27 protein-coding genes are annotated in these 25,025 nt (G+C 58.9%); 12 read left to right on the top strand and 15 right to left on the bottom strand.

Going from position 1 to position 25,025, the window contains the following annotated elements; genetic code table 11:
• Positions 1-3: 3 nt before the first annotated feature.
• Positions 4-948, bottom strand: coding sequence for a heme o synthase (cyoE, locus tag SIB38_RS10400; RefSeq protein ID WP_412551977.1), 945 nt, complete (start codon positions 946-948; stop codon positions 4-6).
• Positions 949-1,032: 84 nt separating this feature from the next.
• On the bottom strand, positions 1,033-1,881 hold the full coding sequence (gene coxB, locus SIB38_RS10395; RefSeq protein WP_294113954.1) for a cytochrome c oxidase subunit II: 849 nt from the start codon (positions 1,879-1,881) through the stop codon (positions 1,033-1,035).
• A gap of 181 nt (positions 1,882-2,062) precedes the next feature.
• Here coxB and tldD point away from each other — a divergent pair, with 181 nt between their 5' ends.
• Entirely contained in the window at positions 2,063-3,484 is a 1,422-nt protein-coding gene (gene tldD / locus SIB38_RS10390) for a metalloprotease TldD (protein ID WP_294113957.1), read from the top strand.
• A 128-nt stretch (positions 3,485-3,612) separates the two neighbouring features.
• Positions 3,613-4,755: a DNA-processing protein DprA gene (dprA, locus tag SIB38_RS10385; protein ID WP_294113960.1), complete on the top strand. Its 1,143-nt coding sequence runs from the start codon at positions 3,613-3,615 to the stop codon at positions 4,753-4,755.
• Positions 4,756-4,767: 12 nt separating this feature from the next.
• Here the strand turns inward: dprA and SIB38_RS10380 are convergent, their stop codons facing one another.
• Positions 4,768-5,211 carry a hypothetical protein gene (locus tag SIB38_RS10380; RefSeq protein WP_294113962.1) on the bottom strand — a complete coding sequence of 148 codons (444 nt, stop codon included), beginning with the start codon at positions 5,209-5,211 and terminating at the stop codon, positions 4,768-4,770.
• Between the two features lie 125 nt (positions 5,212-5,336).
• Here SIB38_RS10380 and topA point away from each other — a divergent pair, with 125 nt between their 5' ends.
• Complete coding sequence (gene topA / locus SIB38_RS10375) at positions 5,337-7,931, top strand: type I DNA topoisomerase (protein ID WP_294113964.1); 2,595 nt, start codon at positions 5,337-5,339, stop codon at positions 7,929-7,931.
• 47 nt (positions 7,932-7,978) lie between these two features.
• On the opposite strand, the gene SIB38_RS10370 is transcribed toward topA, so the two are convergent.
• On the bottom strand, positions 7,979-8,521 hold the full coding sequence (locus SIB38_RS10370) for a TetR/AcrR family transcriptional regulator (RefSeq protein WP_294113966.1): 543 nt from the start codon (positions 8,519-8,521) through the stop codon (positions 7,979-7,981).
• A 105-nt stretch (positions 8,522-8,626) separates the two neighbouring features.
• Here SIB38_RS10370 and SIB38_RS10365 point away from each other — a divergent pair, with 105 nt between their 5' ends.
• From SIB38_RS10365 to SIB38_RS10355, 3 genes are all read left to right on the top strand, one after another.
• Positions 8,627-9,052, top strand: a complete 426-nt coding sequence (locus tag SIB38_RS10365) for a VOC family protein (protein WP_294113968.1) — start codon at positions 8,627-8,629, stop codon at positions 9,050-9,052.
• 147 nt (positions 9,053-9,199) lie between these two features.
• Positions 9,200-9,922, top strand: a complete 723-nt coding sequence (locus SIB38_RS10360; protein ID WP_294113970.1) for a CoA transferase subunit A — start codon at positions 9,200-9,202, stop codon at positions 9,920-9,922.
• A 2-nt stretch (positions 9,923-9,924) separates the two neighbouring features.
• Positions 9,925-10,554, top strand: coding sequence for a 3-oxoacid CoA-transferase subunit B (locus SIB38_RS10355; RefSeq protein ID WP_294113972.1), 630 nt, complete (start codon positions 9,925-9,927; stop codon positions 10,552-10,554).
• Between the two features lie 92 nt (positions 10,555-10,646).
• Here the strand turns inward: SIB38_RS10355 and SIB38_RS10350 are convergent, their stop codons facing one another.
• From SIB38_RS10350 to SIB38_RS10340, 3 genes are all read right to left on the bottom strand, one after another.
• Positions 10,647-11,180 carry an FAD-dependent oxidoreductase gene (locus SIB38_RS10350; RefSeq protein ID WP_412551976.1) on the bottom strand — a complete coding sequence of 178 codons (534 nt, stop codon included), beginning with the start codon at positions 11,178-11,180 and terminating at the stop codon, positions 10,647-10,649.
• Positions 11,177-11,971, bottom strand: coding sequence for an FAD-dependent oxidoreductase (locus SIB38_RS10345; protein ID WP_412551975.1), 795 nt, complete (start codon positions 11,969-11,971; stop codon positions 11,177-11,179). Before SIB38_RS10345 ends, SIB38_RS10350 begins: the two co-directional genes overlap by 4 nt.
• A gap of 81 nt (positions 11,972-12,052) precedes the next feature.
• Complete coding sequence (locus SIB38_RS10340; RefSeq protein WP_294113976.1) at positions 12,053-13,528, bottom strand: class I adenylate-forming enzyme family protein; 1,476 nt, start codon at positions 13,526-13,528, stop codon at positions 12,053-12,055.
• Between the two features lie 163 nt (positions 13,529-13,691).
• On the opposite strand from SIB38_RS10340, the gene SIB38_RS10335 reads away from it, so the two are divergent.
• The 5 genes from SIB38_RS10335 to aat all read left to right on the top strand — a co-directional run bounded on the left by SIB38_RS10335 (position 13,692) and on the right by aat (position 17,952).
• Positions 13,692-14,393, top strand: a complete 702-nt coding sequence (locus SIB38_RS10335) for a substrate-binding periplasmic protein (protein ID WP_412551974.1) — start codon at positions 13,692-13,694, stop codon at positions 14,391-14,393.
• A 92-nt stretch (positions 14,394-14,485) separates the two neighbouring features.
• Positions 14,486-15,028, top strand: a complete 543-nt coding sequence (locus SIB38_RS10330; protein ID WP_294113981.1) for a LuxR C-terminal-related transcriptional regulator — start codon at positions 14,486-14,488, stop codon at positions 15,026-15,028.
• Positions 15,029-15,440: 412 nt separating this feature from the next.
• Positions 15,441-15,944 carry an acetyl-CoA carboxylase biotin carboxyl carrier protein gene (gene accB, locus SIB38_RS10325; RefSeq protein WP_294113983.1) on the top strand — a complete coding sequence of 168 codons (504 nt, stop codon included), beginning with the start codon at positions 15,441-15,443 and terminating at the stop codon, positions 15,942-15,944.
• Positions 15,945-15,953: 9 nt separating this feature from the next.
• Positions 15,954-17,306: an acetyl-CoA carboxylase biotin carboxylase subunit gene (gene accC / locus SIB38_RS10320; protein ID WP_412551973.1), complete on the top strand. Its 1,353-nt coding sequence runs from the start codon at positions 15,954-15,956 to the stop codon at positions 17,304-17,306.
• Between the two features lie 19 nt (positions 17,307-17,325).
• On the top strand, positions 17,326-17,952 hold the full coding sequence (gene aat, locus SIB38_RS10315; RefSeq protein ID WP_294113987.1) for a leucyl/phenylalanyl-tRNA--protein transferase: 627 nt from the start codon (positions 17,326-17,328) through the stop codon (positions 17,950-17,952).
• Here aat and SIB38_RS10310 read toward each other — a convergent pair.
• From SIB38_RS10310 to SIB38_RS10280, 7 genes are all read right to left on the bottom strand, one after another.
• A complete protein-coding gene (locus SIB38_RS10310; protein ID WP_294113989.1) occupies positions 17,907-18,404 on the bottom strand; it encodes a DUF2155 domain-containing protein in 498 nt (165 codons plus the stop codon). The genes aat and SIB38_RS10310 overlap by 46 nt on opposite strands.
• Positions 18,397-18,846: an outer membrane lipid asymmetry maintenance protein MlaD gene (mlaD, locus tag SIB38_RS10305; protein WP_294113990.1), complete on the bottom strand. Its 450-nt coding sequence runs from the start codon at positions 18,844-18,846 to the stop codon at positions 18,397-18,399. Before mlaD ends, SIB38_RS10310 begins: the two co-directional genes overlap by 8 nt.
• Before the next feature lie 5 nt (positions 18,847-18,851).
• On the bottom strand, positions 18,852-19,241 hold the full coding sequence (locus SIB38_RS10300) for an NADH:ubiquinone oxidoreductase subunit NDUFA12 (RefSeq protein ID WP_294114111.1): 390 nt from the start codon (positions 19,239-19,241) through the stop codon (positions 18,852-18,854).
• Positions 19,242-19,343: 102 nt separating this feature from the next.
• Positions 19,344-19,883, bottom strand: a complete 540-nt coding sequence (locus SIB38_RS10295) for a glyoxalase superfamily protein (protein WP_366010417.1) — start codon at positions 19,881-19,883, stop codon at positions 19,344-19,346.
• 191 nt (positions 19,884-20,074) lie between these two features.
• Complete coding sequence (locus SIB38_RS10290; RefSeq protein WP_294113992.1) at positions 20,075-20,968, bottom strand: DMT family transporter; 894 nt, start codon at positions 20,966-20,968, stop codon at positions 20,075-20,077.
• A gap of 65 nt (positions 20,969-21,033) precedes the next feature.
• Positions 21,034-22,137: a serine hydrolase domain-containing protein gene (locus SIB38_RS10285; protein WP_294113994.1), complete on the bottom strand. Its 1,104-nt coding sequence runs from the start codon at positions 22,135-22,137 to the stop codon at positions 21,034-21,036.
• Between the two features lie 59 nt (positions 22,138-22,196).
• The gene (locus tag SIB38_RS10280) at positions 22,197-22,583 is read right to left on the bottom strand and encodes a RidA family protein (protein ID WP_294113995.1); all 387 of its coding nucleotides are present in this window, start codon (positions 22,581-22,583) and stop codon (positions 22,197-22,199) included.
• Positions 22,584-22,782: 199 nt separating this feature from the next.
• On the opposite strand from SIB38_RS10280, the gene SIB38_RS10275 reads away from it, so the two are divergent.
• On the top strand, positions 22,783-23,517 hold the full coding sequence (locus SIB38_RS10275; RefSeq protein WP_412551972.1) for a GIY-YIG nuclease family protein: 735 nt from the start codon (positions 22,783-22,785) through the stop codon (positions 23,515-23,517).
• A 146-nt stretch (positions 23,518-23,663) separates the two neighbouring features.
• On the opposite strand, the gene clpX is transcribed toward SIB38_RS10275, so the two are convergent.
• Positions 23,664-24,929 (bottom strand): ATP-dependent Clp protease ATP-binding subunit ClpX, encoded by a 1,266-nt coding sequence (gene clpX / locus SIB38_RS10270; protein WP_294113999.1) that lies wholly within the window; start codon positions 24,927-24,929, stop codon positions 23,664-23,666.
• Positions 24,930-25,025: the final 96 nt, after the last annotated feature.

Below are 25,025 nucleotides of genomic sequence, written 5' to 3'. Positions count from 1 at the left end.
TGCTTACCATCCTCCGATGCCATAAGGGGCCAACGTGGCCTCCACCAAAATCGCACCAAAATGCATGAACAGGTAAATCAGCGACAGGCCAAAGAACGCTTTCTCGCGCTTGTAGCCGTCGGCTTCGGAAATCTCTTCGTCACGCCGCCAGATCGAAATCGCACCGGCCACAAATAGGCCGTTCAGGATCAAGGCGGTGGTCAGGTAAATCGGGCCGCCCACACCGGTGAAGGCCATGCCAATCGCCACAACGGCGAGCAGCAGGGTGTAAACTAGGATGTGGTTGCGGGTCACGCGACGCCCATGGGTCACGTGCAACATTGGCACGCCCGCGTCTTTGTAGTCGGACTTCATGAACAGACACAGCGCCCAGAAATGCGGAGGGGTCCACATGAAGGTCAGCGTGAACATCAGCACACTTTCAATCGAAATGCCGCCGGTCACAACCGCCCAGCCGATCATCGGAGGGAAAGCACCCGCTGCGCCACCAATCACGATGTTCTGCGGGGTCCAGCGTTTGAGCCACATGGTGTAGATCACCACGTAGAAGAAAATCGTAAAGGCCAGCAGCGCCGCCGCGACCCAGTTGGCCGCCAGGCCCAACATCACCACCGCAAAACCCGACAGCGCCACTCCAACGGCCAGCGCCTCGCCCTCAGTCACTTTACCAGCAGGAATCGGGCGCTTCTGTGTGCGGGTCATCAAACGGTCGATGTCCGCGTCATACCACATGTTCAGCGCACCAGAGGCGCCACCGCCTACAGCGATAAACAAGATGGAGCAAAATGCCACAAACGGATGCACCGAGCCAGGCGCGGCCAGAAGGCCCACGGCGGCTGTGAACACCACCAGCGACATCACCCGCGGCTTCAGAAGGGCGAAATAGTCGCCAAACTCTGCGTCGCCGTGGCTGGCTCTGGCTTGCGTATTGATGCTTGCGTCGCTCATGCTCTGTCCTGTGTGTGAAAGGCGGACACCATAGCCCGCCTTGCGCGTCACAACCGGCGGAGACAGGCCCCGCCGATGGTAAGATTAGTCAGCCGAAGCCACTTCGATCGCTGGCAGGGTGGACATGTCACCCGCATACTCTTCGATCGCGCCTTTCAGCCACTCGTTGTATTTGTCCTCAGACACAACTTCGACGGTGATTGGCATGTAGGCGTGGTCCTTGCCGCAGAGTTCAGAACACTGACCAAAGTAGATGCCCTCTTTCTCCGCTTTGAACCACAGCTGTGCGATACGGCCAGGCACGGCGTCCTGCTTCACGCCAAAGGATGGGATGGTCCAGCTGTGGATCACGTCCGCACCGGTCACGTCCATGACAACGGTCTTGCCAATTGGCACAACCACTTTGGTGTCGGTTGCCAGCAGATACTCATCTTCGTTGTAGCCGTTTGCCGCCAGTTCTTCTTTCGCCAGCAGGAAGCTGTCAAACGCAAACTCGTGGTCGGTGTACTCATAGCCCCAGTACCACTGGTAACCGGTCACTTTGATGTGCACTTCGCCTTCCGGGATTTCCTGCTGGTTGAACAACACCGGCAGAGAGAAGGACCCGATCAGCACCAGAATCAGGATTGGGCCCAGGGTCCACGCGATTTCCAAAGGCGTGTTGTGGGTGAACGTACCCGGCGTTGGGTTGGCACGGCGGTTGTAGCGCACGATGCAGTAGATCAACAACGCGGTCACAAACACGGTGATGATGGTGATAATGGTCAGGATCAGACCGTCCAACGACTGAATCTGGCGGGCCAATTCGGTGGCCGCCGGTTGAAAACCAAGGCCCTTGGGCTCAGGTTTACCAATGGTTTCGGCGGCCTGCGCAAATGCGGGCGCCGCGGTTGTGGCTGCCATAAGGCCCAGGAATGTCGAGAGAATTCGCATGTGTCACCCTGATCGGTTGCGGTGTTGTTCTTGTCGGTTTCACAGAATCCCTCTTGCCTTCCGGCGGAATCCCGCTGTTGTTTCGCGCCTAAAAACCATATTCTCTCCCGTAGATAAAGATCGAAGCTTGCGTCAAACGGACGCTTTTTTGATTTAGATCAAATATAGAGGCTGACAGCATATGACCCAAACCCGCTTCCAACCCTTTGAAAATGCAATAGATGAGGGCACCGCCCTGCGGCATTTGCGCACTGCGACCAAGGGGGCAGATGATGGCGAGCTGTTTTTTGAACGCCGCAGTTCGGAAGCTTTGGTGTTTGATGACGGTCGGATCAAGACCGCAAGCTATGACGCCGCCGAAGGATTCGGCCTGCGCGCAGTGAATGGCGAGGTGGCTGGTTACGCCCATTCCTCCGAGATCAGCGAAGCCGCGATCAAACGCGCCGTTGACACCGCGCGGCTGGCCGTGGGCAACGGCGGTGGTACTCTGGCTGACGGCCCGACGCCCACCAACCGCAAGCTCTATACTGATGCCGATCCTATTGGCGGCATCGACTTCCCGGTGAAGATCGAAACCCTGCGCGACATCGACACCTTTGCCCGCGACCTTGATCCGCGTGTGGTGCAGGTCTCCGCCACTTTGGCGGCCTCACATCAGGAAGTGGTGATCCTGCGCCCGGATGGTCAGGTCATCACCGACACCCGCCCGATGACCCGTGTAAATGTCTCCGTAATTGTCGAGGAAAATGGCCGCCGCGAAAGCGGCTCCGCTGGCGGCGGCGGCCGCGTGGGTCTGGATGGTTTACTTGATCCTACTGATTGGCAGGCCAAAACCCGCGAGGCGCTGCGCATCGCCACGGTGAACCTCTCTGCGGTCCCTGCCCCGGCGGGACCAATGGAAGTGGTGCTTGGCCCAGGCTGGCCCGGCATTTTGCTGCATGAAGCTGTCGGCCACGGGTTAGAAGGCGACTTCAACCGCAAAGGCAGCTCCAAGTTCGCTGGCATGATTGGCAAGCAGGTCGCCTCCAAAGGCGTGACCGTGATTGATGACGGCACAATACCGGATCGCCGCGGCTCCATCACAGTTGATGACGAGGGCACACCGTCGGGCAAAACCACCCTGATCGAAGACGGCATTCTGGTGGGCTATATGCAAGACCGCCAAAACGCCCGCCTGATGGGCGTCGCCCCCACAGGAAATGGCCGCCGCGAAAGCTACGCCCACGCGCCCATGCCGCGCATGACCAACACCTATATGGAAGGCGGCAACGCCGATCCCGCGGATCTGGTCGCGTCTCTGAAAGACGGTATCTACGCCGTCGGTTTTGGCGGCGGTCAGGTCGACATCACCAACGGCAAGTTTGTTTTCTCCTGCACCGAAGCCTACCGTGTGGAGAACGGTAAAGTTGGCGCTCCCGTAAAAGGTGCCACATTAATAGGAGACGGCGCCACCGCCATGACCCAAATTAAAGGTCTGGGTAACGATATGGCGCTGGATCCGGGCATGGGGAACTGCGGCAAGGCCGGTCAATGGGTGCCGGTTGGTGTAGGCCAACCCACTGTTTTGATGGACGGTTTGACGGTTGGTGGCGCGGCGACCTAAGCGGTGACTGTCTAAAATGTGAGGGGAATTCGTTTTATTTGGTCAAAACTCAATTTTTTCCTGTTTGGTTTACGCGCTGTTAACCACTGCAAGCCTAAACCTAGTCTTGCAAGCAGGCGGAGTTGCGGATGACCGAAGATCGAATTTCTTCCACTCACCCCCAAATCCCACCCACCACGGAGGAAACGCGATTATCGCGGCTTCGCCTCTTGCGATCCCGTCGTGTCGGGGCAACTACATATCATAGATTGATGCGGGAGCATGGATCGGCAGAGGCGGCCCTAAACGCCCTGCCCGACATAGCAAGAACTGCTGGCGTGCCCCGGTACACCCCAACATCAATCGACGACGCAAAACGCGAACTGAATGACGGCCGTGCTCTTGGAGCGCGGCCGCTTTTCTTTGAGGACGCCGACTACCCCGCGCTGCTGAAGGAAATCCCGGACGCACCGCCAATGCTCTGGTGTCTCGGAAACACTTCCCTCCTGTCTCACCCAACTGTCGCCATCATCGGTGCCCGCAACGCGTCCTCTTTGGGCATGCGCATGGCCAAACGTTTGGCCGCAGACCTCGGCGACGCTGGCCTCACGGTGGTCTCCGGACTCGCCCGTGGTATCGACGCAACCGCCCACGAAGCCTCTTTGGACACCGGCAACATCGCCGTCTACGCAGGCGGCCTCAACCGGCCTTACCCGTCCAAGAACATCGACCTCGCAGAGCAAATTGCGGCGCAGGGCCTCTGCCTTTCGGAACAACGTCCAGACATGGAACCCCGCGCACGCCACTTCCCGGCCCGCAACCGGATCATCTCCGGCCTTGTGCGGGCTGTCGTAGTCGTCGAAGCCGCCGCCAAATCTGGCAGCTTGCTCACCGCGCGCATTGCGCTGGACCAGGGCCGCGACGTGCTGGCCGTGCCCGGACACCCGTTTGACGCCCGCGCCTCGGGCGCCAACATCCTGATCCGCGACGGCGCCACCTTAGTGCGCGGCGCAGAAGACGTGCTGGAGGTGCTCAACACCTTGCCCCTGCGCGCGCCCAAACAACCGGACATCCCACAAGACTCGCCGACAAACCGCCCAAACCGCAGCCTGCGCGACACCGCTGCGCTGCACAGCGAAATCCTGCAACGTCTAGGCCCCTCGCCAATCAGCGAAGACCAGTTGTCGCGCGACATGGTGCTCTCCCCCTCCGAGGTCACACCAGCGCTGCTTGATCTGGAAATGCACGGCAAGATCACCCGCCTGGCCGGCGGGCTGCTCTCCAAAACCTAAATTATGAACGAACTAGCGACACCACTCGGTCAGCACCGGGCCATAAGCCGCGCAATACTCCGGCGACGCCCACCAGGCCTCGCTCGACGACAGCGTATACTCCACCGCCACCCAAACATTGCCAGATTTCTGGTACATCACATCAATGTAAGGCTCTTCCCACTCTTCAAAGTAGTCGCCGCCCATGCGCCGCGAAATCGGCGTGGCGTTCAGATCAATCTTCCCGCCGCCCGGACGTTGCGCATAGAGTCGGCCATAGCCGACATCGCCTGCCACCCGCAAATCCTTGACCACAAATTGCACCGGCGCGCCCAGCCGCCACTCCGCAATCGGGCGGATCGCGCTCATCAAATCTTTGCGCACCTGCGTGCCCCGCGCCGGCTCGCTCCAGCTCTGAGCCAAGGCTCCGCCAGCCGCCGTTACCATCAAAACACCTGCCCAAATCAATCGCTTCATGTGTCAAAATCTCCCTAAATTGCGTGCACAGTGACACGCGAAAATCCGCTATGCATTGACAATCCCCCCTTTCGCCCCACATTTTTCGCCGCCATAAGGCTCGCGCCGAGTCGAGAGGAAAATGAATGCCAGTAGTTGTCGTAGAATCCCCAGCCAAAGCCAAAACTATTAATAAATACCTTGGCTCGGACTACACAGTATTAGCCTCCTACGGCCACATCCGCGACCTGCCCGCCAAAAACGGCTCGGTGGATCCGGACAACGATTTTGACATGCTGTGGGAGATCGCCAACAACTCCCGCCCTCATGTCAAAGCCATTGCCGACGCTCTGAAAAACGACAACGAACTGATCCTCGCAACCGACCCTGATCGCGAAGGCGAAGCGATCAGCTGGCACCTCGAGGAAGCCCTGCGCAAGCGCCGCGCCATCAAGAAGGACACCAATGTGTCCCGCGTGGTGTTCAACGCGATCACCAAATCCGCCATCACCGAGGCCATGCAAAACCCGCGTCAGGTGGATCAACCGCTGGTGGACGCCTATCTGGCCCGCCGCGCACTCGATTACCTTGTCGGCTTCAACCTCTCTCCCGTGCTGTGGCGCAAACTGCCCGGCGCGCGCTCTGCAGGCCGCGTACAGTCGGTCTGCCTGCGCCTGATCGTGGAGCGCGAGATGGAAATCGAGGCGTTTAACGCCCGCGAATACTGGTCCGTAAAGGCCCAGCTTTCCACGCCCCGCAACCAAGAGTTTGAGGCCCGCCTCACCGTGCTGGGCGGCGAGAAGCTCGACAAATACGCGCTGGAAAACTCCACCGCCGCTGAACTCGCTGTGCAAGCGATCCAAAGCCGCGACCTGTCTGTGGCCCGCGTGGAGGCCAAACCCGCCTCCCGCAACCCGTCCGCGCCGTTTATGACCTCGACCCTTCAGCAGGAAGCCAGCCGCAAATTTGGCATGGGCGCAAAACACTGCATGAGCACCGCCCAGCGCCTCTATGAGGCCGGCTACATCACCTATATGCGGACCGACGGCATCGACATGGCGCCGGAGGCCGTACAGGGCGCGCGCGACGCCATCGAAGCGCTCTACGGCAAGGACTACGTGCCTGCCAAGCCCCGGATTTATAAGAACAAAGCCAAGAATGCTCAGGAAGCGCACGAGTGTATCCGCCCCACGGATATGATGCGCAAGCCGTCTGACCTGAAGGTCTCTGAGGACGACCAGCGCAAGCTCTACGACCTGATCTGGAAACGCACCCTGGCCTGCCAGATGGAAGGCGCCCGCATGGAGCGCACCACCGTGGACATCGCCTCGCAAGACAAGCAAATTGAGCTGCGCGCCACCGGTCAGGTGGTGCTGTTTGACGGCTTCATGCGCGTTTACGAAGAAGGCCGCGACGATCAGGTTGTGGATGATGACGACGGCAAGCGTCTGCCACAGATCATGCAGGGCGAAAACATCGCCAAAAACGCCGTCTCCCCGGAGCAGCACTTCACCCAGCCTCCGCCCCGCTACACCGAGGCGACGCTGGTAAAAAAAATGGAAGAGCTCGGCATCGGCCGCCCCTCCACCTACGCATCGGTGATCACCACCATCCAAGACCGCGACTACGTCCGAAAAGAGAAAAACCGCCTCTTCCCTGAGGACAAAGGCCGCATCGTGACGATCTTCCTGGTGAATTTCTTCCGCAAATACGTCGGCTATGAGTTCACCGCCAACCTCGAAGAAGAGCTCGATGACGTCTCCGCCGGCGACCGCAACTACAAAAACGTGCTGTCCCGCTTCTGGAAAGATTTTCATGCGGCCATCGCCGAAACCAGCGATCTGCGCATCTCCGAGGTGCTCGACATCCTCGACGACGCGCTAGCGCCTCAATTGTACCCGCCGCGCGAAGACGGCACCGACCCGCGCGTCTGCCCCAAATGCGGCGCAGGCCAGCTGCACCTGAAAACCTCCCGGACCGGCGGCTTTGTCGGCTGCGGCAACTACCCGGAATGCAACTACACCCGTCCTATCTCCGGCGAGGGTGCAGAAGGCTACGAAAAAGTGCTGGGCGAGGACGATGGTGACGAAATCCATCTGAAATCCGGCCGTTTTGGCCCCTACGTGCAACGCGGTGAAGCCACACCGGAAAACAAAAAGCCGCCGCGTTCTTCTCTGCCAAAACAAGGCAAAGAGTTCCTGCCCGGTTGGGGGCCCAACGAGGTCACCCTGGAACAGGCTGTCACCTTGCTGACCCTACCGCGCGAGATTGGCATGCACCCGGACGGCGGCGTGATCGCGTCCAATCTGGGACGCTTTGGCCCCTACATCATGCACCAACTGCCTGACGAGGAAAAACCGGTCTACGCCAACCTCAAAGACACGCTCGACGTGTTTGAGATCGGCATGAACCGCGCCATGGAAATGATCACTGAGAAGCGTAACAACCCGGGCCGTGGTCGCCGCGCCGCCGCCAAGGCTTTGCGTGAGCTCGGCGAACACCCCGATGCCGGTGGTCCGGTCAACATCATGGACGGCCGCTATGGCCCTTATGTGAAATGGGAAAAAGTCAACGCCACGATCCCCAAAGAGATCGATGTGAAAGACGTGACCATGGAACAGGCTGTGGAATGGATCACCGAAAAGGCGGGTAAGAAACCGGCCAAAAAGAAAGCCGCTGCCAAGAAAAAACCGGCAGCAAAAAAGAAGGCACCCGCCAAAAAAGCCGCTGCCAAGAAATGAAAAAGGCCCCGCTACGGGGCCTTTTTTTTCGCGCCAAGCACCCTGCCCTATTTCGGTTCGAACGCCGCCCCCATCAGCCGATTGAGAACGCCTTCAAACACAGTTGGGTCCGCTCCCGATTGCGCAACCTCCAGTGCGGCACGATCAAACGCTGCGGACAGCACCACCGCCATTGCGGCAAGCGTCTCTTCATCGTGATCGGGATGCGCGGCCTTCAGCCCCACTAAGAGCGATTGCCGCCCACCGCCTGCGTCGATCCGATCCATCTCAGCCGCCCCGAGCACCGCAGGCCCATCAACAAGCAACAACTGCGCCCGCGCCGCATCGCTCATCGCGTCAAAAAAAGCACGGCTGCCTTCCGCAAGCGCATCCAGCGTGTCCACTGTGGTGCTGGCCGTATCAATGACTTCGGTTACCGCTTGCGCTTCTGCTTCCACAACCGCCCGAAACAAGGCCTGTTTGTCCTCAAAGTGATGGTACAGCGCCCCGCGCGTCGCCCCGGCCATGCGTACAATCTCGGGTGTGCTGGCCTCCGCGTATCCCTTCTCCACAAACAGCGCACGAGCGGCCTCAATCAAACGCGCACGCATCTGCGCCCGTCTTTCGGCATTGGGAGTCCGGGTTGATTTTTCTTGCATACATACGGCCTGTTTGTTTATTACATACTGTATGTTTTTACCAAGGAATCGCTGACAATGAAACCCACCCAGTTTTACCCCGTCCTGCAAACCAACGATGTGGCGGGCACCGCAGCCTTCTACGAAACCCATTTTGGCTTTTCACAAGCCTTCACCTCCGATTGGTATGTTCATTTGCAAAGCAACGCTGATCCGTCTGTGAACCTCGCCATTCTGGACGGCACCCACGAAACCATCCCTGACGTCGGACGCGGTCTCACCACCAGCATGTTGCTCAATTTCGAGGTTGAAGACGCCGCCGCGGAGTGCGATCGCCTGACCAAACTCGGCCTAGAAGTGGTCAAACCGCTGATCGATGAGGATTTCGGCCAGCGCCACTTCATCTTGCGTGACCCCAATGGCGTACTGATCGATGTGATCACCCCGATCCCGCCCAGCGCTGCCTTTGCCGCACAATACAGCGCCGATGCTCTGCCGGCCTGACACACAAGCATCTTCGCGGGCGCCCTGCCGTGCCCGCCCCACTACCCACAAACGCCCGTAGTAATACCGGACACCCCCTGCTGGCGTTGACTCATCTCCGCCCCGCCGTCACTACTCTCCCCAATTTCCGGATAAGGGGAGACATCCATGAAAAAGGTATATGCAAAGGCCGCTGAGGCGCTGGACGGCGTTCTGAGCGACGGCATGTTCATTGCCTCAGGCGGCTTTGGCCTCTGCGGCATTCCCGAGCTTCTGCTCGACGCAATCAAAGACAGCGGCGTCAAAGACCTGACGTTTGCCTCCAACAACGCGGGCGTTGATGACTTCGGCATCGGCATCCTGTTGCAGACCAAACAGGTCAAAAAGATGATCAGCTCCTACGTGGGCGAAAACGCAGAATTCATGCGCCAGTACCTCTCCGGTGAGCTGGAGCTGGAATTCAACCCACAGGGCACCCTGGCCGAGCGCATGCGCGCTGGCGGCGCCGGTATCCCGGGCTTCTTCACCAAGACCGGCGTCGGCACCGTGATTGCCGAAGGCAAGCTGGAAAAGCAGTTCCCCACCGGTCCTGACGGCGCGATGGAAGACTACATCATGGAAGAAGGCATCTTTGCCGATCTCGCCATTGTGAAAGCCTGGAAAGCGGATGAAACCGGCAACCTCGTGTTCCGCAAAACCGCCCGCAACTTCAACGCCCCTGCGGCCACCTGCGGCAAGATCTGCATCGTGGAAGTTGAAGAAATCGTGCCCACTGGCTCGCTGGACCCGGACAGCATCCACCTGCCCGGCATCTACGTGCACCGCATCATTCAAGGTGATCACGAAAAACGTATCGAACAGCGCACCGTACGCCCGCGTGAGGAGGCATAATCATGGCTTGGGATCGCAATCAAATGGCGGCGCGCGCCGCACAAGAACTGCAAGACGGCTGGTATGTGAACCTCGGCATCGGCATCCCGACGCTGGTCTCCAACCACATCCCCGAAGGCGTCGAAGTCACGCTGCAATCAGAAAACGGCATGCTGGGCATGGGCCCCTTCCCGATCGAAGGTGAAGAAGACGCCGACCTGATCAACGCCGGCAAGCAGACCATCACCGAACTGCCCCAGACCGCGTATTTTGACTCGGCGCAGTCCTTCGCGATGATCCGCGGCGGCAAAATCGCCATGGCCATCTTGGGCGCCATGGAAGTGGCTGAAAACGGCGATTTGGCCAACTGGATGATCCCCGGCAAGCTTGTCAAAGGCATGGGCGGCGCGATGGATCTGGTGGCCGGCGTCGGCCGCGTGGTGGTTGTGATGGATCACGCCAACAAACACGGCGTCTCCAAAGTGCTGAAAGAGTGCACCCTGCCGCTGACCGGCAAAGGCGTGGTCGACCGCATCATCACCAATCTGGGTGTGTTGGACGTGGTTGAAGGCGGCCTGAAAATCGTCGAATGCGCCGATGGTGTGAGCGAGGACGAACTGCGCGCCGCAACTGAAGCGACCATCGTGAACTAAGCCTAACGCGGCGATAAAATCACAAAGCCCTGCCAGATTTGGCGGGGCTTTTTTGCGCTTGGACCCCAAGTAAATCGGGTTTGATCCAGCTTTTAGATTCTCAATCGATTGAGGCCCTGACTTGACAAGGACCGGACGAGCTCTTCAGCAGTCACTTCCTGAACGGCTACGCCGGACCGAAGCGCAAGCGCAGCAGCCGCGCCTGTGGCCTGCCCCATTGCCATGCACTGTGGCATTCCGCGCACCGAAGCAAACGCCACAGAGTCTGCCGACAAAATGCGGCCGGCAAACATCAGGTTTGTAATCCGTTCCGGCACAAGCGATCGAAACGGAATAGTATAAAACTGACCGGGTTCGATGGCCGCCAAATGCGTCATATCCCCTTCAGCGCGCATAACATCATCGATCGGGTTGTCGCAGGCCACAATCCCATCCCGGAACTTGGTCGCGTCCGCCAAGTCTTTCCCGGTCAACCGATACTGACCTTGCAGTTTCCGTGTCTCGCGCACCCCCACTGTAGGAGAGAGCATCGACATATGCGCCTTGTCAAAACCGGGGACATCACTCTTCAGGAATTGCGCCAACTTGTGACATCGTCTGCGCCCTTCCTGAGTTGCCGCGCTCACAGCAACAGGGTCTGTGCCGTCAACGCCCCGAACATGCACGGAATTGCAAAAACCGTGCCTTCGTGAAAGCCTCGCATCAGATACAGCTTTGCCAAGTCACTGTGTAGCCGACCCTCCGCAATCCCTTTCGCCGCAAACTTCTGAAAATACGGATCCGGATCAGCAAAGGCCCGGTTCCATTCCACCCCCACCATGAAGAACGAAATTGTCACGGCCATCATGTTTCCCGACGCGTCGCCCAAGGCAAAGGGCACGCCCGCTTTGGCGGAGATATCGCCATCCCCGGAACAATCAATGACGATTTTTGGCTCAAGGCTGAAAGGTCCATGCCTATCACAGCATTGGACCAAAGAGATCGTGTCGCCATTCATTTCGGGGCTGACTGCGATTGCCCCTAATCGTGTCCGAACACCTGCTTCTTCAAGCATTTCAAACATTGTCAGTGTGGCAACGTCATGGTCATAGATGATTTCGGGACCGAAATTCTCCAACGTACAGTCCCGTTTTGCGGCCGCTGGGGGGACCATCTGTGTGAGCCGCTCCGTGAGCTCTTCAATGAGCCCGCCAATGATCTGATTCGTCGGGTAGGCGCCTCCCCAGGGCATCCCAGGACAAAACGCCATGACACCACCGACCTTGCTTGTCGCCTCTAACAGTGTCACCTCAAGCCCTTGGCGCGCTGCCGCGATGGCGGCTCCAAAACCTGCCGTACCGCCTCCAATCACAAGAACATCGGTTCGCTCTGTCCTGATCGTCATCTGAGGTCCTTTTGTCCAAGAAACGCATCTCACTCAACGATGAATAGTCCCTCGTTTCAAGTCGGGAAGACACCAAAGCGCCGCCTGTAAAATCACCCTTTGGAAGGCACTTTTTTAGGAGTCGCCTCGCAACATCCCCCGCAATTCCGTCTTCAACACCTTCCCATAGTTGTTCTTCGGCAAGCGCTCCACCTGCACATAATCCTTCGGCCGTTTGAACCGCGCCATCTCCGTCAGACAATGCGCCTGCAACGCCGCCACATCCAGCGCGCCATCACAGACCACAAAGGCAACCACATCCTCGCCCCACTCCGGGTGCGGCCTGCCCACCACGGACACCTCCACCACAGACGGATGCGTCAGCAGCACCTCTTCCACCTCACGTGGATAAATATTGGTCCCCCCGGAAATGATCAGGTCTTTGGAGCGATCCTTCAGCGTCAGATACCCCGCGCCGTCCAAAACGCCCATATCGCCCGTGTGCAGCCACCCGTCTTTCAGCGCCGCCTTCGAGGCCGCCGCGTTGCGCCAATACCCAGGCATTACCGCATCCCCGCGCGCAAGGATTTCGCCCACCTCACCCGCAGGCAAAAGCCCCGCCGAGCCACCAATCGCCAGCTCCACCACCGATTGCGCCCGACCAACCGACGCCAGCTGAGCCACATCCCCGCGCGCCACCTCATCTTTGCTCAACGCGGTGATGCACATCGGGCATTCACCCTGCCCGTAGATCTGCGCAAACACCGGCCCGAAGTGATCCACGGCCTCGCGGATGTCCTCCACATACATCGGCCCGCCACCATAGACGACGGTGCGTAGTCCAGAGCCATCAGCGCCCATCGCCTTGGCGACCTGCGTCATGCGTTTCACCATCGTGGGCGCAGCAAACATATGCACCCGCCCAAAATGCGCGGCGAGATCAAAAATCTCCGCCTCGTCAAAGCCGCCACTTTCCGGCACCACATGCCGCGCGCCTTTGAGCACATGCATCACGTTGTAGAGCCCGGCCCCATGGCTCATTGGCGCGGCATAAAGCGCTGTGTCCTCCGCGGTCACCTGATCCACATCGGCAAAATAGCTCATCGCCATGGCAACAAGCATGCGATGGGTGATCATCACGCCTTTGGGCCGTCCTGTTGTGCCGGACGTGTAAAACAGCCAGCACAGGTCACCAGGCTTGCGGTCTACAATCGCTCCACCGTCAACGCGTTCCTCCGGTACCAAGGCGCAAGCCACGTCACAGACCTCCGAGAGATCTGTCTCAAAGCGTTCGGACACAAAACACAGCTGAGCCTCCGCATCCTGCAAAATCCACGCTGCTTCTTTCGGATGCAGCTTGGCGTTGATCGGGACCGCCACTGCCCCGGCTGCCCAAATGCCATAAAGCGCAATCAGATACTCGGGGCAATTTTTCATAAACACCCCAACCCGATCGCCAGCTTGCACCCCTTGTGCGTCCAGCCACTGCGCCACCCCCAGCGCACGGCTCAGAAACCCGCCATAGGTCTCGACACAGCGCTGCCCCTCAAAAATCGCCTGCCGCTCCGGCGCACGCTGCGCCGCGCGCACCAACCATGTCGCAATATTCATAGCGGTCCCCCCTCTCCCCAACCTCAGCAAGCCGCAAGACCAGCCGCACTGCAATCCCGTAAAACCACCAGTGCCCGCCCCATCCAAAAGGTAACGGCTTTTTAGCACTCTCATGCTCAGGTGACGCCGGAACTTAAATGCTCATTCAATTTTTGGAGTCACCATGCAAAAATCCACGCTTTTTGCTGCCGCTCTCGCGGCCCTCGCCACCACAGCTTCGGCCAAAACGGTCAAACTGACCACGCTGGAATGGCCCCCATATGTGAACGCCGACGGCTCCGGCACATCGACGAACGCTGTCACCGCCGCCTTTGCCGCCGCAGGCGACGAGGTCGTGGCTGAGGTCTTCCCATGGAACCGCGCCGTGAACCTCGCCGCCAAAGATCCAAACTACCTGGGCCTTTACCCGGAATACTATGACGTCGGTGCCGACGCCGAAAAAGGCGGCGACCGCTGCGTCTACTCCGCCCCATTTGGCACCTCGCCGGTAGGCTTCATCCACCGCAAAGACAACGCCTTTAGCTGGTCCTCCCACGACGATCTCGGCAACTACCGCATTGGCGTGGTCGAAGGCTACATCAACGAAGCCCGCTTTGATGCCATGGTTGCAGACGGCTCACTGAAAGTGGACGCAGGCCCAACCGACGCCTCAAACGTGGAAAAAGTCGCCGCCGGCCGCATGGACGCCGCCGTGATCGACCGCAACGTGTTTGAACATATGCTCGCCAGCGAGCCGCGACTGGCCAAACACGCCGACGCGCTGGTGTTCCACGAAACCCCATTGGCCAACCACAACCTGCTGGTCTGTTTTGAAAACTCCGACGCAGGCCGCACCGCCCGCGACCGCTTCAATTCCGGCCTGTAAGACAACCAATCACCACACGACGGCGCGCGTAATAGGCGCGCCGTTTTTCTTTGCGCCTTCCCCTTTGCGCACACCTGTGCCATCACTGCCCGATGGAACTAAACGCCCTCGCCTTTGATCACGCCCCTGTCGGGCTCTGCATTCTGGAAAACCGTATCATCCAGCGGGTGAACCTGCGGTTTGGTGAGATGTTTGGCATCGCGCCGGAAGGCTGCGCAAACCGCTCTATTGCTGACTTCTACGCCTCTGATGAAGATTTCCAGAAACTTGGCAAAAAGGTCTACACCACCATGGGCAACACCGGTCGCTATAGCGACGAACGTGTGATGCAGCGCATGGACAAAACCCTTTTTTGGTGCCGCGTCCGGGGACAGTCCACGTCACCGGAAAGCCCTTTCTACAAAAGCGTTTGGTCTTTTGCTGACCTCTCTGAGGACCGCCCCGTTGTGGAACTCACCCAGCGCGAACGCCAGGTCGCCATTCTGACCTGCCGCGGCATGACCTCCAAAGAGATCGGGCTGGAGCTGGACCTGTCCTATCGCACGGTCGAAGAATACCGCGCCCGCCTTCTGCGCAAGTTCAATGCCCGCAAATTGGCCGAATTGGTGGCCAAACTGTCCGGAATGCCACTTTAGGCTCTGGCCCCACTCCTTTTGTACATCAGGCGTCAAATCCGCAAAATATCAGTGGTTTGGCACGCGCCGACAATAGTGGAGCTATTTTCAAGCGGGCCAAGCCTCTGAGATGACGCGGATTTGGCGTCCGTAGGATTTGGCAGATTTGCCGCCTGACGTCCTCGCAATGCCTTGAGATAGAACCACTATCCCAGCGCCATCGTTCGTTGTCAGACAGAAAATCTGCCAAACCTGTCGTGCAAAAGGAGTGGGGCCAGAGCCTAATCGACTTTCAGGGCTGGAAACTCCGTCCATTTCCCCCCATCTGAACCCCAGTTCAGCTTTCCTAGGGGCAGCTTTTTCTCTATAAGCGCCGCAGGGGAAACCAATAAGACTCAACAGCGCTTAAGCGCGTAGGGGATAGAAACGGAAAATGAGCAAAAAAAATCACGACTCTGATGTGGCCTTTATTTCTGCTTTGGCAGAGCTGCTGCGCGAAAACGACCTGACCGAACTGGAAGTGATGCGCGAGTATGGCGAAGACGACAGCCTGAACGTCCGTGTCAGCCGCCAGACGCAAGTAGTTGCCGCCGCACCTGCGGCCGTTGCAGCCCCAGCCGCCGCGCCAGCACCTGCCGCCGCCGCACCAGCCGCAGCGCCTGCTGCCGCACCGGCCGCTTCTGAGGACGATCCTGCCAGCCACCCAGGCGCAGTGACCTCGCCAATGGTTGGCACCGTGTATCTCGCACCAGAGCCAGGCGCCGCACCGTTCGCCACCGTGGGCCAGACCGTATCTGAGGGCGACACCCTGCTGATCGTGGAAGCCATGAAAACCATGAACCACATCCCGGCGCCAAAATCCGGCACCGTGAAGCGCATTCTGGTGGGCGACGGCGACACCGTGGAATATGGCGCACCGCTGGCGATCATCGAGTAAGGCGTTCTCATGTTTGACAAAATCCTGATCGCAAACCGCGGAGAGATCGCCCTGCGCGTGATCCGTGCGTGCCGCGAAATGGGCATCAAATCGGTTGCGGTGCACTCCACTGCGGACGCCGACGCGATGCACGTGCGCATGGCGGATGAGGCCATCTGCATCGGCCCGCCCCCCGGCACCGACAGTTACCTGAACATGGCGGCCATCATCGCCGCCTGCGAAGTCACCGGCGCGCAAGCGATCCACCCGGGCTACGGCTTCCTCAGCGAAAACGCCAACTTCGTGCAGATCATCGAAGACCACGGCCTGACCTTCATCGGCCCAACTGCGGAACACATCCGCATCATGGGCGATAAAATCACCGCCAAAGACACCATGATCAAACTCGGCGTGCCCTGCGTGCCGGGTTCTGATGGTGGCGTGCCTGATCTTGCAACCGCCAAGAAGCTTGGCGAAGAGATGGGCTATCCGGTGATCATCAAAGCCACCGCCGGTGGTGGTGGTCGCGGCATGAAAGTGGCCCAGACGGCTGCCGACATGGAAAGCGCGTTTATGACCGCCCGTGCGGAAGGCAAAGCTGCCTTTGGCAACGATGAGGTCTACATCGAGAAGTACCTCACCACACCGCGCCACATCGAGATTCAGGTCTTTGGGGACGGCAAAGGCAAAGCGGTGCACCTGGGCGAGCGCGATTGCTCCTTGCAGCGGCGTCACCAGAAGGTCTTTGAAGAGGCCCCCGGCCCCTCCATCACTCCGGAAGAGCGTGCCAAGATCGGTAAGGTCTGTGCGGATGCGGTTGCCAAAATCAACTACATCGGCGCGGGCACCATCGAGTTCCTCTATGAAAACGGCGAATTCTATTTCATCGAAATGAACACCCGTCTTCAGGTGGAACACCCGGTGACCGAAGGCATCTTTGGTGTCGACCTCGTGCGCGAGCAAATCCGCGTCGCGGCCGGTCTGGACATGTCCTTTGAGCAAGATGAGTTGGAAATCAACGGCCACGCCATTGAGGTTCGCATCAACGCTGAGAAACTGCCAGAGTTCGCCCCGCGTCCCGGTAAGATCACCGCGTATCACGCGCCCGGTGGTCTAGGCGTGCGGATGGATAGCGCGCTCTATGACGGCTACAACATCCCGCCTTACTACGACAGCTTGATCGGCAAGCTGATTGTGCATGGTCGTGACCGGGCCGAGGCGCTGGCGCGTCTGGACCGGGCCTTGGGTGAGCTGATCATCGACGGCATCGACACCACGACGCCGCTGTTCCACGCCCTGCTTCAGGAAAAAGACATCCACACCGGCGAATACAACATTCACTGGTTGGAGAAATGGCTCGAAGCCAACATGGCTGAGGGCTAATCCTGCTTGGGCGCGCATCATGAGTGAGGTCACACCGGACCTTTTGATGCGCGCCTATGGCATGGGAGTCTTCCCCATGTCCGAAAACCGCGACGACCCGGACATCTTTTGGGTGGACCCGATCCGCCGCGGCATCTTCCCTCTCGACAGCTTCCACATCTCCCGCAGCCTCGCCAAGCGCATCCGTCGTGGCGGCTACGCAGTCTCGCTCAACGCGGACTTCGAAGGCGTGCTGGAAGGCTGCGCCGACCGCGATGAGACGTGGATCAACGCGCAAATTCACGCCCTCTACATGGCGCTGCACGCACGCGGAGAGGCCCACTCATTGGAGGTCTGGGATCGCGATGAGTTGGTGGGGGGCGTCTACGGCGTAACCCTTGGTGGGGCCTTCTTTGGCGAGAGCATGTTCTCCCGCAGAACGGATGCGTCCAAAATAGCCCTGGCCTATCTGATCGAGCACCTGCGCCGCTGTGGTTTTACGCTGTTTGACACACAGTTTGTGACCGATCACCTGATCTCATTGGGGGCGATCGAAATCCCGCGTGCGGACTATCACAAGATGCTAACATGGGCGCTGCGGCATGACGCCGACATCACGGCTCACTCGTTGCCGTCACCCTCAGAGGTGCTCTCCGCGTCCACCTGAGCCAAGCCCGTGCAGCGCAAAACCCAAACGTCATAGCGGGCATGATCCAGCGCACTTAGCGCGGGAGATGACGCCACCATCCAGCCCTGGAACACATTGGCACCCGAGCCCTGCTCCTCATAGACCGAGATAAAGGCAAAGGCATCGCCATTTGGGTTTTCGCTCGGATGTCGGCATTGCGCCATATCCACGCGCAACGTGCCAAAGTTCACCGAATAGCCGTTATCCAATTCAAAGTCCGCCACCTGCCCGGTCAGCTTGTCCAGCCCCCGCAGCAACGCACCCTTGCCCACCGTGGCAGCGACCACGCTCTCGCTTTTGACATCGCCCAGCGGAATATCCAGCGTCTCATATTTGAGCGGCTCGATCTCCAGCATCTCGATCTGGATGTCCTGCGCCTGTGCCATCGCCGGCAGCAGTGTTGCCGCAGCCAAGGTTGCCCACTTAGTCATCGTCACCACCGCTCACAAACTTCAGAAGCAGCGAAATCAGGCTCACCGAACTCTGCGTATCCTCGATCTCGTCTCCGGCTTCAAAATTAAACGGCGAGCCACCTGGCAGAATTTCCACAAAATTCCCACCCAACAGGCCTTCAGACGAAATCACCACGGCGCTGTCATCCGGCAACGCGATACCATCCAGCACACTAAAGGTGGTCAATGCACGGAAGGTCTGAGGATCAAGCTGAATGTCGGTTACTGTGCCAATCTTCACACCAGCGAGCCGCACATCCGTGCCCACGCTGACGCCCTCAATCGAACGGAAGGACGCGTTGAGCCCATAACCGCCACCGCTCTGCCCCACGGAGGCAAACTGCGCGCTGTAAAGCATGAACCCGGCAGCCAAAGCCACCACGGCGGCACCGACAAATGTCTCTGTACGTACGGCGGACATAAAACTTACTCGGGGCTCCATGCCTCATAGTCAGACCGTTCCACCGGCGCCTTACCTTGCGCGCGAATGGTGCCCGCAGGCGCATAGGCCAGCGCGGTCCCGGTCACGTTTTCCTGATGCGGAATTTCCCACTCTTTGTGCTTGAGCGGTTTCTGGCTTGGCACCTCGTCAAAGGTCCGGTGCAACCAACCATGCCAATCAGCACTCACACGGCTCGCTTCCACTTCGCCGTTGAAAATCACCCAGCGCTTGGAATCATTTTCGGTGCGATAGTAGACGTTGCCTTGCTCGTCTTCGCCCATTTTTACGCCTTTGCGCGCTGTAAACAGCTTGGTGTTCAGCGTACCGCCGTTCCACCAGGTCAAAACGTTGTTGATCGTGCTCAGAATGCCCATAGGTATCTCCGCAAATTCTTCCCTCATATGGACTATTTGTCTGCAAAGGTCCAGTGGCGGAACCGCGCAGGTGCGAGGTTGTCGCCACTGAAGAAGTCACAATCAGCCGTTGCCGGAGCGCTGCTCACAGAAGGTCAATTTGTTGCCAAACGGGTCAGATACTGTCACCTGCGCCCCCCAGGGCATACTCTCCAGCCCCGGGTTCAGATTGGGATAGTCCCGGCTCTGCAACTCTTTGTGGAAGTCTTCAATCCGGTGCATCGGCACAAAGCTACGCCCCCCGGGTGTCGCATCATTGTGATGCCCGCTGATGTGCAACAGGCAGTCGCTGCGCGACACCTGCATATACAATGGCAACCCCTCCTCGTGTCGATGCTCCCAATCGACCGTGAACCCTAGGTAATCGATGTAAAACTCCCGCGCCTTGGACTCATCAAAACTGCGAATAATGGGGATGGCCGGGCGGATGTTCACCGCGGCACCGGCCTCAGCGATCTTCGCCGACAGAACATTCCAGTCCGGCAGATCAAATTGCTTTGCCACCAACTCCAGTGCCGTAGAGTGGGACACGTCCACACCTGTTTCTGCCAAAGCTGTTCTTAGGGATTTTGCCATCGATTTGGCATCACGAAAATCGCGCATTGCGCCTGTCCTTTTGCTGTCAGCCCATCCAATGTCAGCCTCCGCGTTGCCTCTTGATGCGCCTCAGACAAAAGTTTGGCGGTCTCATGGGGCGCGTTCACCTTCGCGAAAATCGCGTGCGGACAGCGGGCCGCGCCAGCCCTGCGCCGGACGCTAGGACAAGACCGCCCATGGGTCAACCATCCGTAGCCCTACGAAGCTGCGGGACGGCTGCGCCACATGATCACCAAGCCTGAAAGCACAATCAACGCGCTGCCGATCAGCATATAGCTGTCCAACCGCTCGCCAAACATCACCACGCCAAGGGCCACGCCAAACAGCAGACGCGAGTAGCGAAACGGCGTCACCGCTGAGACCTCTCCAGTGCGCATCGCCCGCATCAACGCGCTATAGGCAAACACGCCGCAGGCCACGGCCCCAACCACAGACAGCAGTGCCATAGGCGGCGGTGTGTGAAACGGCACCTGCTCCCAGATCATTCCATAAACCGCACCCGCCACCACAATGGCCAGAAACCCATAAAGCCCCAAAACAGCGGTGCTCAGGCTCGCCGGCGCCGCCCGGCTCGCCAAATCCCGTCCGGCAAAGCCCAGCATCCCGGCCACCGCCAAGAGCGACAGCCAGCTAAAGCTGTCCCCACCGGGCCGCACAATCAGCACCACGCCCGCCAGACCAATCACAATCGCCAACCAACGCCTCCAGCCGACCTGCTCACCCAGCACCAGCGCGGCAAAAGCCACCACCACCAATGGCGTGGCCTGCAAGATCACCGTAGTCGAACTTAATGGCGTAAGTGCCAGTGACAGCGTGAAAAACAGGCGCCCAACTATCTCAAACACCACCCGCACCTGCATCGGGCGCGACACCACCTCTTTCGGTGCCAAGGGCTGCGATTTGGCCCGCAGCCACAGAGCAAACACCATTGCACCGCCGGCCCCAAACAGAACCATCACCTGCGCAATTGGCAAGCTCTGCGCCGCCGCCTTGAGGAAGGCATCCTCCACGGCAAACCCCGCCATGGCCGCAACCATGAACACAGCGCCCAGCCGATTGGCCGCGCGGTCGGTGGCAATATGGGACGTCATGAGGCCCGCTCTCCTGTCGCAAAATCAACCGCAGGTATGGGCGAGCCCCCTGCCGGACACAAGCGCTAGCGTGGTGCTGCGACCAAGGCACGCGCCAGTTTATCTTCCAGCTTGGTTACACGCTGGCCAGTGGCATGATTTGACGCTGTGGCGACCACAAGATTGTGCTTGGGATAGACTGCGAGGACCGCAAACCACCGATTGTTGGACCCATTGTGCCACCGTTTTGGAACCAGCCCCTTCGGCTGTTCAACAATCCAACCCAACCCGTACATCTTGGACACCGGAGCCCAGAGCCGCTGGCAATTTTCCGCCCTCAAAAACTGCGGCGCGTTCCCCTTGCACGCCTGCAAGTGGACCTGCCCCCACCGCGCCAAATCCGCCATGTTGAGGTGGATTGTGCCCGCAGGCCCCATCCAGGCCGGATTGTCTGCCTCGCGTGCCTCAGGGGCCAGCGGCTTTTTTACCCCCATAAGCCCAACATGCCCCAAAGGTGCGTTTGCCGCATCCGGCGCCCCAAAGCCCAACGAGCGCAAGCCCAGTTTGCGGCCAAAGCGCGCTTGAATTTGGTCTTCCCAGGCCTGCCCCGTGACCTCTTCGGCAACCATCCCGGCCAGCACATAACCCAGATTTGAATACCGCATCTTGCCGGCCCGATGTGGCACAGGGTCTTGCCACAGCGCCGACAACACCCGCAGCCGACCAGCAGACGGGGTCTCGGCATGGCGCTGCATCATCTCGCGCAGTGAGGCATTGGCCTTCAGGCCCGCGGTGTGGCTCAACAACTGCTCCAGCGTCAGCGCCGCCCATGTCGGATGCAATGCATACTTGGGCCCGGTCAGATACGTGCCAATGGGCGCAGAAAGCGACACACGCCCCTCTTGCGCCAACTGCATCAGCAACGCGGCCGTGAAACTCTTGCTGATGGAGCCAATATGAAACGGTGCATCTGGCGTCACTGCGCCGGCACCGTTTCGACTGCGCGGCCCTGCAACCATCATGGTCGGCCTGTCATTGTCAAACGCGTATGCTGCCCCAAACGCTTGCTTCGGGGCCGCCTGCGCCGTTCGCGCAAACACATCAGACGCGGAGGCGTCCTGCGCCATGCCCCAATGCGGCCAAATTCCCAGCAAAGCTGCCCCAATCACGGAAGTCCATCGATATACCATAGCGTGTACTTGGGGACAGCTGACAATGGCGTCAAGCCCTGGCCGGGGCTTTCTCCAGTTTAAGACGAAGACACCCGCGCGGTGACTTCGATCTCGATCTTCATCGCCTCTTCCATCAGCTTGGCAATAATCATCGTCGCTGCTGGTTTGGCCTTGGCAAAGACCTCGCTGGTCACCGGCCAGCATTTCTCAAAATCCGCACCATTGGGCAGAATGTAATTCACCCGCACCACGTCATCGAGCGAGCTGCCCGCTTCTTCCAGTGCCTTGCCAATGGTGTTGAGCGTGTTGCGGCATTGATCCGCCACGCTTTCCGGCATGGTCATGGTCTCGTAATCATAGCCAGTGGTGCCCGCCACAAAGACCCAGCCATCGGCCACAACCGCGCGGGAATACCCGATTTTTTCTTCAAACGGCGATCCGGTGGAGATGTGACGGACAGACATACGCAGGCTCCTTGTATTGCATTGCCCAAGACATCCTCCGGTGGTGCCGCGGTGTCAATGGCCGGGATCTCACATCTTCTTAAGCCCCACTTGATTTCGGCGAGCTCTAAGGTTTCCACGTACTCCGAAAACGAGCGGCATTTCTTTACTTACTACATAACGCATTTTAAACGCTCACAAAAATAGGAAAGGTTCGATTGTGGCAACAGAGATTTTGACAGGGCGCTCCCATATTCTCAGAGAGATGAGACCGCTACAACGACAGGTTTCACAGGCCATTGTCTCGGATGTTCTTAACGACAACCCGCCATCGAGCAGGCGCGAGGCTATCGACCGGTACAAGACCCAGCTCGGAGCAGCCGTCTTCTTTGATGATGGCAAAGGGTGGACGGGCGACCTGCGAGAAGCAGCTATTATCTGCTTGATTCATTATGGTTTCAAAAAGGCAAAGGTTGTCCACTTCGACGAGGAAACTGACACCTTAAGCAATTGGAGCAAGAGCAAGGATAAACTGCAAAATGCAGCCGCGCTTGAATACGAGTTCGGCAGCAACGCGCGCCGCGCGATAATGCTCGACGAACTTTTGGATCAGTGCTCAGTTTTGGGCGAAGGCCGCGAAGCAGTCTATGTCTATACAGACAGCTTGCTAGACACTTTGGACATTCCCTACACAAAAATTGGTAAACACTTGAGCAGTGAGCTTGGGTCAGTCGCCAGTCGAGTACTTGACCAATATGGCACCGCCAATCCAGGCAGACCTGTTTTACGCAACGTGTTTAAGACCGCCGACTCTTCCGCGCTTGAAACTCTTCTTCACAGAGCATTCCAAGAACACCGCGTAAAAGACGGCATTGGTACGGAGTGGTTTTTGGTTGCCCACCACGCGGTTGAAAATGAGTTTTTGTCGCACGTGGCCATGGAAGAAAACCGATAACCGAAACGGCGCGGCTCATAAAGGTTGAGATGCGCCAAAGCTGGCGGCGAAAGCGTATTAGATCAATCTTGGTGCAGCGGCCCCCAAAACAAAAAAGGCGCCCCACCGGGACGCCTTCCTAATCTCTCTCAGCCTGTCACCAGACCTCAACCCGCCTCAGCTGGCTCTTTCTCGCCTTCGCCGTGGATCATCAGCGGAGCAGACTGACTGGTCGCCGCTTCCTCGTTCACAACGACTTCGGTCACGCTCTCCTGACCCGGCAGCTCAAACATCGTGTCGAGCAGGATCTCTTCCAGAATGGACCGCAGGCCACGCGCACCAGTCTTGCGCTCGATCGCCCGGTTGGCAATCGCCTTCAGCGCATCGTCGGTAAAGGTCAGCTGCACATCTTCCAGCTCAAACAAACGCTGATACTGTTTCACCAGCGCGTTTTTCGGCTCGGTCAGAATGATCACCAACGCATCCGCGTCCAGATCTTCCAGCGTCGCCAAAACCGGCAGACGGCCGACAAATTCCGGGATCAGGCCAAATTTCAGCAGGTCTTCCGGCTCCAGGTCCTGGAAGATCTCGCCGACGCCGCGCTCGTCATTGTCGCGCACATCCGCGCCAAAGCCCATCGCCGAGCCTTTGCCACGCTGCGCAATGATCCGGTCCAGCCCCGCAAAGGCGCCACCACAGACAAACAGGATGTTGGTGGTGTCGACCTGCAGGAATTCCTGCTGCGGATGTTTCCGGCCACCTTGCGGCGGCACAGAGGCCACGGTGCCTTCCATCAGCTTGAGCAGCGCTTGCTGCACACCCTCACCGGACACGTCGCGGGTGATGGACGGGTTCTCAGACTTACGGGTGATTTTATCAACTTCGTCGATATAGACGATGCCACGCTGCGCGCGTTCCACGTTATACTCGGACGCCTGCAACAGCTTGAGGATGATGTTTTCCACATCCTCCCCCACATAACCGGCCTCGGTCAGTGTGGTCGCATCCGCCATGGTGAACGGCACATCCAGAATCCGGGCCAGCGTCTGCGCCAGCAAGGTCTTACCGCAACCTGTTGGGCCGATCAGCAGAATGTTTGATTTCGCCAGCTCAATGTCGCCGGTTTTGGCCGCGTGGTTCAGGCGTTTGTAGTGGTTGTGTACCGCCACAGACAGCACGCGTTTCGCGGTGGCCTGGCCAATCACATAGTCGTCCAGCACGTCGCAAATCTCACGCGGTGTTGGCACGCCTTCGGAAGATTTCAGGCCGCTGGCCTTGGTCTCTTCGCGGATGATGTCCATGCACAGCTCAACGCATTCATCACAGATGAACACCGTTGGACCCGCAATAAGCTTGCGCACCTCGTGCTGGCTCTTACCACAGAAGCTGCAGTAAAGCGTGTTCTTGCTGTCACCACCGGACGTGTTCGACATGTCTTACCTTTCAGGCCAAATCTTGCCCCCATTTGGAGAGGGCCACCCATGATCTCAGCCAGCTTAGGCCAGCGTCAAAGTGGGCACAATGCGAAA

The organism is Shimia sp. MIT910701 (genome assembly GCF_047126315.1).
Lineage (GTDB): Bacteria > Pseudomonadota > Alphaproteobacteria > Rhodobacterales > Rhodobacteraceae > Shimia.
Note: the sequence above shows the minus strand (reverse complement) of the source record. Positions and strands in the feature narration are given on the sequence as shown.